The organism is Turicibacter sp. GALT-G1 (genome assembly GCF_025594995.1).
Lineage (GTDB): Bacteria > Bacillota_I > Bacilli_A > MOL361 > Turicibacteraceae > Turicibacter > Turicibacter bilis.
This window is the reverse complement of sequence record NZ_JAMQUS010000026.1, coordinates 75,079-81,897: the sequence shown is the minus strand read 5'-3', so window position 1 is coordinate 81,897 and position 6,819 is coordinate 75,079. Positions and strand designations below refer to the sequence as shown.

Annotated in this window: 11 protein-coding genes and 2 tRNA genes; 2 read left to right on the top strand and 11 right to left on the bottom strand. The window is 32.0% G+C overall.

Features of this window, described 5'->3' with window-relative positions:
• The 11 genes from NEH74_RS05385 to NEH74_RS05335 form a co-directional block, all read right to left on the bottom strand.
• Nucleotides 1–77 (bottom strand) — tRNA-Arg (locus NEH74_RS05385).
• Nucleotides 78–156: 79 nt separating this feature from the next.
• Nucleotides 157–233 (bottom strand) — tRNA-Arg (locus NEH74_RS05380).
• A gap of 180 nt (nucleotides 234–413) precedes the next feature.
• Entirely contained in the window at nucleotides 414–656 is a 243-nt protein-coding gene (locus NEH74_RS05375) for a KH domain-containing protein (RefSeq protein WP_238580575.1), read from the bottom strand.
• 14 nt (nucleotides 657–670) lie between these two features.
• Complete coding sequence (gene rpsP / locus NEH74_RS05370) at nucleotides 671–940, bottom strand: 30S ribosomal protein S16 (RefSeq protein ID WP_237252827.1); 270 nt, start codon at nucleotides 938–940, stop codon at nucleotides 671–673.
• 120 nt (nucleotides 941–1,060) lie between these two features.
• A complete protein-coding gene (locus NEH74_RS05365; RefSeq protein WP_055241088.1) occupies nucleotides 1,061–1,282 on the bottom strand; it encodes a DUF2129 domain-containing protein in 222 nt (73 codons plus the stop codon).
• Nucleotides 1,283–1,301: 19 nt separating this feature from the next.
• Entirely contained in the window at nucleotides 1,302–1,703 is a 402-nt protein-coding gene (locus NEH74_RS05360) for a YlbF family regulator (RefSeq protein ID WP_055241091.1), read from the bottom strand.
• Between the two features lie 213 nt (nucleotides 1,704–1,916).
• Nucleotides 1,917–2,552 (bottom strand): hypothetical protein, encoded by a 636-nt coding sequence (locus NEH74_RS05355; RefSeq protein ID WP_055304975.1) that lies wholly within the window; start codon nucleotides 2,550–2,552, stop codon nucleotides 1,917–1,919.
• A gap of 91 nt (nucleotides 2,553–2,643) precedes the next feature.
• On the bottom strand, nucleotides 2,644–3,681 hold the full coding sequence (locus tag NEH74_RS05350) for an IS1595 family transposase (RefSeq protein WP_055304977.1): 1,038 nt from the start codon (nucleotides 3,679–3,681) through the stop codon (nucleotides 2,644–2,646).
• Nucleotides 3,682–3,882: 201 nt separating this feature from the next.
• Entirely contained in the window at nucleotides 3,883–4,104 is a 222-nt protein-coding gene (locus tag NEH74_RS05345; protein ID WP_055241093.1) for a YlbE-like family protein, read from the bottom strand.
• An 11-nt stretch (nucleotides 4,105–4,115) separates the two neighbouring features.
• On the bottom strand, nucleotides 4,116–4,580 hold the full coding sequence (gene ylbD / locus NEH74_RS05340; RefSeq protein ID WP_055276400.1) for a spore coat protein YlbD: 465 nt from the start codon (nucleotides 4,578–4,580) through the stop codon (nucleotides 4,116–4,118).
• Between the two features lie 152 nt (nucleotides 4,581–4,732).
• Complete coding sequence (locus tag NEH74_RS05335; protein ID WP_055304979.1) at nucleotides 4,733–6,013, bottom strand: FtsW/RodA/SpoVE family cell cycle protein; 1,281 nt, start codon at nucleotides 6,011–6,013, stop codon at nucleotides 4,733–4,735.
• A 169-nt stretch (nucleotides 6,014–6,182) separates the two neighbouring features.
• On the opposite strand from NEH74_RS05335, the gene NEH74_RS05330 reads away from it, so the two are divergent.
• Both NEH74_RS05330 and yjcZ read left to right on the top strand, forming a co-directional pair.
• Nucleotides 6,183–6,398, top strand: a complete 216-nt coding sequence (locus NEH74_RS05330; RefSeq protein WP_055304981.1) for a YjcZ family sporulation protein — start codon at nucleotides 6,183–6,185, stop codon at nucleotides 6,396–6,398.
• Nucleotides 6,399–6,511: 113 nt separating this feature from the next.
• Entirely contained in the window at nucleotides 6,512–6,706 is a 195-nt protein-coding gene (gene yjcZ, locus NEH74_RS13620) for a sporulation protein YjcZ (RefSeq protein ID WP_055241101.1), read from the top strand.
• The last annotated feature ends 113 nt before the right edge of the window (nucleotides 6,707–6,819 follow it).

Here is a 6,819-nt window from a genome sequence, read left to right as displayed (position 1 = left end):
TGGCGCGCCCAAGAGGAGTCGAACCCCTAACCTTTTGATCCGTAGTCAAACGCTCTATCCAATTGAGCTATGGGCGCTTATTCAATTTGTCTCATCGACTTGTATTAGTTTATCACTGTTGTCGAACCTTGTCAAACACTTTTTAAACTTTTTTTATGGCGCGCCCAAGAGGAGTCGAACCCCTAACCTTTTGATCCGTAGTCAAACGCTCTATCCAATTGAGCTATGGGCGCTTATTTAATTTGTCTCATCGACTTGTATTAGTAGTTTATCACTGTCGTTGAATTTTGTTAAAGCTTTTTCCTCAATCTATTATTGGCACTTTTATGAATCTTATACTACCTATTATGTATTATTACTATTTTCATAATAAAAAACCACTCTAAGGATAATTATTCTTAGAGTGGTAACTATTAATAAGAATCAAAATTGATTTTTATCTTTTTATGTTGTTGAGATCCCGCTGCATAAGCAATTGTACGAACTGCATTTGCTATCTTTCCTTGTTTACCAATAACACGTCCTAAATCTTCTTCATTAACCATGACTTGAAATAAAATGTATTCTGCCTCACTTGGAAATTCTTTTATACGTAGATCCTCTTGATGTTGAATAAGCGGGCGAATCAAGTTTTCAATTAATGAAATATAGTTCACCGTTGCTTTCATCATTATTTAGAGTATTTTTCGTTGTGGAATTTAGTCATAATTCCTTCAGCTGAGAATAAAGCACGAACTGTATCAGTTGGTTGTGCTCCATTACGTAACCATTTCATTGCTAATTCTTCGTTGATTGAAACGATAGCTGGTTGAGCAACTGGGTTATATGTCCCGATTACTTCGATGAAACGTCCGTCACGTGGACTTACTGAGTTAGATGCTACGATACGGTAGAAAGGTTTTTTCTTAGAACCCATACGAGTTAAACGTAATTTTACCATTATATATTCCTCCAATTATATTCAAATTTATACTGTTAAGTATTTTCCCTTAACACGACATTTATGATTATAACAGGATGAAAAAAAAGTGTCAAGTTTTTTTACTTAACACCTTTAAATTTATTTTATTGCTTCTAAAACCTCAGGTCCTAGTTCAATTTTCTGAATGCCATGAAGATTTTTAATTTTAGATATAATGCTATCTTTTTGTTTTTCATTAATATATAAGCACACATAATTCATCTTTTTCGAAACATAAACTACATGCCCAAATTGCGATAATTTCTGTTGTACACTTGATTTTCTTGTATACACAATAACTTGAATTCGTCTTTGATCCAATTCCTTTTCCTCCTAAAGTTTAGCGTGAACAATTCCCGCTACCACATCCACATGCCTTATTCTTCTTTTCAATTTTGAATTCTATTGTTTGAGAGATATGTTTTGCTATTTCATCTAAAATTGATTGAATCTCTTTCTCACATGCTTTAAATGCTTTAATAGAAGGATTTTGAAACAAGTTAGATTTCGCCTCAATCAACCTTTCTGAAACGTCTTTATAGTCAGGATGATATTTACCTCCATATCTTTCTACATCTGCATAACTTACTTTTGCTTTTTCAAATTCGTTTATTAATTGAAGAATCTCTAGATTATTGTTTATTTCATGTTGTAGTTTTTTATAGGTTTGACAAATTGGAAGTGATAAGATTTCATCACCTATTGCTTCACATAATTCTATGTATTCACTATTATTTAACAATTTAACCACCGTCTTTAATTATATCATAACCCTATTATATTGACTAATTAATTGTATTTTACTAATCATCTCTTTTAAATGTGAAATCTAAAAACAAAAAATCATGTTAATTAATGAATCACTTATACAAAGGCTATGTTTTAAAATAATGTTGATAATTAAACTTAAGAAAAAAAGAGTCTTTCAATAAAATGAAAAACTCTTTTTATTTTCCTAAGAATCACGTTGGAGATATGGCTTATTCCTCAATTGCTTAAAAAGAAATATTTCAGCAAAAAATAAAAAATAAAGATAGTAGTACATAAATTTAAATTCAACTTCTTTTAAATATGAGTAAGTAAAACCATTTAAAAAATACAAGATAGTAAATATCAAAATGAAAGTAATGGGCAACTTTTTATTTTTAAATAAATTTGTTGCACAGCTAATTCCTATTAAAAACAAAAGTAAGCCGTAAAAAAGTTTATAAAAAGGATTCTCTATAGCAATGAGAATAAGTGGATATTGAAAAATAATCAGAAACAAAAAAATCATTAACAGGGGCATCAAAAAAAATATATTTATTAACCAAAAGTTACGAGGTAGCGAAGTCTTATTCCTTAAAGATTTAAAAAAGATATAACTTAAATATGGGGAAATTATATACAAATCAAAGTAAAATAAATACTTAAAAAGAATAAAAGCGAATAGGATAATAGCAACTCCTATTTCTCCGTGAAATAATCTTGGAACCTTAAATATTTCTAATGATGGGAATATTAGATTAAAAATGAAGATAAACGTTGGTATAGATGCTAATAACGGTAAAATTAAAGAAAATACTTTATTAGCAGTAGTTTTTAATGTCATTTCTTTCCCCCCTATCAAGATTTTATTATCCAGAAATAGTATACGATAATAACCATGAAATAACAATTAACAATTTTCTTAACTTTTTAATCTAAACAAACACAGGTTTCCTTGAAAGAATTTCTTCAATTAGAGTGCCTGCATATGTCGCTTGCGATTGAATATAAGCTTTCTGAATTTTCAGAAGTTCTTTTTCATCTTTAAAAAGCTCAATCCACTTGAACCATTTTAAGTAACTATTTAGATGCTTAGTTGAAACCCCTCTAAACTTTTGTAAGAAAGCTTTAAAATTACTATGAAAAGCATTGATATGTTGGATATGATAAATATCTTTCTTGTATTTTCCTGATGGAATGGCTTTATGTTCTAAATCTAATTGAGAAGCTAACTTTCCATATCCATGAGCGCTATCCGTACACAAAATAGAGTGAGGTGCAATATGACCTTCAAAGAACCGTTTTAGATTATCATATTTTACTCGTCCTGTTCCAAGCATACCAATTAAAATATTACCTGTTCTATCTAATGCTGTTCCAATACAAACTTGCTCATTTGATAATCCACGTTTACCAACAGATTCTCCACCACGTTTACGTGAGGGTCTTGGCATTGTAAATCGTTTGCTTTTAGAGTGGTTTCCTTTATAGCTATAACGAAGATAACACTCATCTGCTTCAACTAATCCGTCAACCTCTCCTGTTCCCATAAATGAACTGAGAGCATCTAAAATTTTATGTCGCCAAAAGAAAGCAGTAGCGATGTTGATATTACAGTGCCAAGCACATTGGCGCAAACTGTATCCTTTAATCATACATTCAATATAATCAATCCATACTTTTGTTTCTTTCTTTGAATAAGAAGTGGGTGTTTGCGTTTGTTGACTAAAAGATTTACCACAGTTACGACAAAGATAACGTTGATTTCCTTTGAATTTACCATTCTTTACGATATGGTCATCATGACAAAAAGGGCATTTATATTGCCCTGATGAGTATCTGGTTTCTTGAATTTCGGTTTGAAGTTTAGATAAATCTGATTTAAAGATTCTTTTTTCAACTTCAACTAATATTTCTGGTAAATCAACGGTTGCTACCCGATGTAAAAGTGCTACAATTAGTGACTTTGACATGAATTAAACTCCTCAAACATTTGTTCTATCACTATTATAATGGATAATTAAGGGTTCATTTATACAAATTTTGTGTAAAATATCAACACTCTTCTAAAACAAAGCCTATACAAAAAACGTCTAATTAAAAATTAGACGTTTTTTGTATACTTTGCTTCCCTTATCCTCGTCCCAAATGTGTTGCTGGAATTTCCTAAATATCTATTTATTATTAATCATTTTCAACATAAATTGTGCAAAATTAAGTTGTTTTTCAAATTTTTGAAGCCTAGTTGGTTGAGATTGTTTTTTTATTGTTTCAATCTCATTCACAAATTCTTGATATCTCTCCGGATTACGATTTAACTCCTTATACCATAACGGATACATTCGAATATAGTCTCGTTGTTCAATATTATTTACAATCTGATACATAATATCCATATCTTCATCTCCTAATCATCAAACTTTGAAAATAATCCAGGGAATGATTGTCTTTGACTTGCTGCTGCGCCTAAAGATGCACCAGCTCCTCCACTGTTACCACCTTGTAATGACTGGAAGATTTGTATAAATTTTTGAACGGTGCCCATTGTTTGTTGAACTTTATTCATATCCATTTTTTGAAGATATTGAAAAGCCTGTGTCATCATCTCTGCACCGGTCATCGTACTATTACCGGATGATTTTGTTTCGGTGTTTGTTTTTGCGTTGTTACTATTATTATTCGTAGCTGGCGTTGTCGAGTTACTAGATTCATTCGGAACTTCTTTGTATTTTTCCCACTGGCTATCTTCTTCGCCGTATAGATACCATTCTTCATAGATTGATTGCCATGTAGCTTTTCCATTTCGAACATCATATTTTAATCCTGGATATTTACGCACGAATTGTTTAAATTCATCTAATTGACTGTCCACTTTATTTCACCTCGCTACACTTAGTCACTATATTATATATAGTTTAACAATTATTAAGTGACTATAATTTGATTATTCTTAAGAACAATCGCCTCCTCTTACCATTATCATATGAAAAAAGCCTTAGTCTGTGACTAAGGCAATTAAGATATTTAAGCTTTAGGAAAAGGAACAACTTTCATTTTTAAATCGTGTTGCTTTTTCTCTTTTAATTTTTTTTCTTTAGCAGCTCTTTCCATTGAAATATTCAGGTAAATACCGATTCCTATGAAAAGAGAAACTAAACTGGAACCTCCATAACTAATAAATGGCAAGGTTACCCCAGTTAATGGAAATGCTCCACTTGCTCCACCTAAGTTAATAAGGGGTTGTACTAAGAAAATAGCTCCAATACCAATACTTGCAATTGAGCCGTAGAGCTCTTTACACTTGATAGCTGTGAAGAAGCAACGCATGGCAATGAAAAAATAAATGACCATAACGACTAAAATCATCCATACCCCTAATTCTTCTGCTAAGATCGTTGAGATCATATCATTGTGAGGTTCTAACACATAACCATATTTCTGTGTACTATTTCCAACCCCTACGCCGGTCATTCCACCTAAAGCAATCGCTGTATATCCCATGACATTTTGGAACCCTTTAGCATGATTAAATGGATCTTTCCAGACAGCAAAACGCTCTAATTGATAAGGAAATACTTTTGACATGATGATAAATCCTATTACTAATAAACATACTCCGAAGTAAAAGATAGGTTTAAACGCTTTCCATTTAACTCCTGTCGATAAAAACATAATCAGGCCTATAAATCCAATAATAAGAGCTGATCCGAAATCTGGTTGAATTAAGACTAAACCAGTACATAATCCAATGTAACAGATGACAAAAATAAAGCTTTGCCAAGTAATAGACCAATTAATCCCTTTACACGTTTTTAAATAATAGGTTCCTTTTCTCACACGATAATCTACTAACCAAGCGACTGCCATGATCATACCAATCTTTACAAATTCTGCAGGTTGTAACTTGAAGGATCCAATTCGAAACCAACTCCTTACTTCGGAGCTTTCAGATCCTCTTGCAAATAAAAGGGTTATAACTAAAAGAAACGGACAACCAATAACAGCTAATGGACTTAACCTTTTCAAAGTACGATATGGAATTGCTATAACACATAACATTGCTATTATTCCTGCAATCCCCATGATTAATGTTTTTATAAATAAATTAGAGGGATCGCCCTTTACTCCGTTATAGATAGAAATACTCGTAATACTATATACCATGATTAGACCTATTCCAAATAAGATGGCGACTAGAATTAAGGTGATTCGATCTATTCCCTTTATACGTTCAAAGAAATCAGTACTATAATCCTTTAATATTTGAAGTGGCTTTTTTTTAATTCTATTTTTTTTAAAATTCATCCAACCTCTCCTCCTAATGTAAATAACTACATATGCTGTAATAATATTCTATCACGATTAGGGCTTTAAAAAAACTTTATCTTTCGACAACAATTAGGTATTTAGCATGAACCAACTTTGAATTCGAGCGTATAATACAGTGTAATCAGGAATGAAGGAGGGATAAATGATGTACAATTACGGAACAGGATGTAACTATAACTACGGAGGATATATTGGTGGATATGGTTATGGTGGATATGCACCTGTTGCTTATCAAGTACCTACTACTAATGGAAGAGGTCACAATTTTGCTCTTATCCTCGTATTATTCATTCTATTAGCGATCATCGGATGTTGTGGTGGATTCGGTGGAAACAATACTGGCTGCGGTTTTGGATTCTAAATCATCCTTTGTAAACTGATTGAATCGTCAAAAATGATTAATAAAAAATATTAACCATTTTGAGCGTATTACGTATGATATATTGAGGTAATCATCTAAAGGAGGAAATTTAAATGTATAATTATGGATATAACTGCTATACACCTTGCTATTCTGGAGTTAACTATGGTGGAGGTGCTGGATATGGCGGAGGTTGCGGTTTCGCTTTCATCTTAGTATTATTCATCTTATTAGCAATCATTTGTAGCTGTGGTGGATTTGGATTCGGTGGAGGTTGCGGAAACGGCGGATGCGGTTGTGGATGCTAATCCATCCAATTCACTGAGTTAAATGACATATAGTGGGGTAAAGGCTCTCTTCCGAGAGCCTTTTTATTTTTATCAATGATTAAAAATATGTCTTTTTCCTAAAATTTATTAAC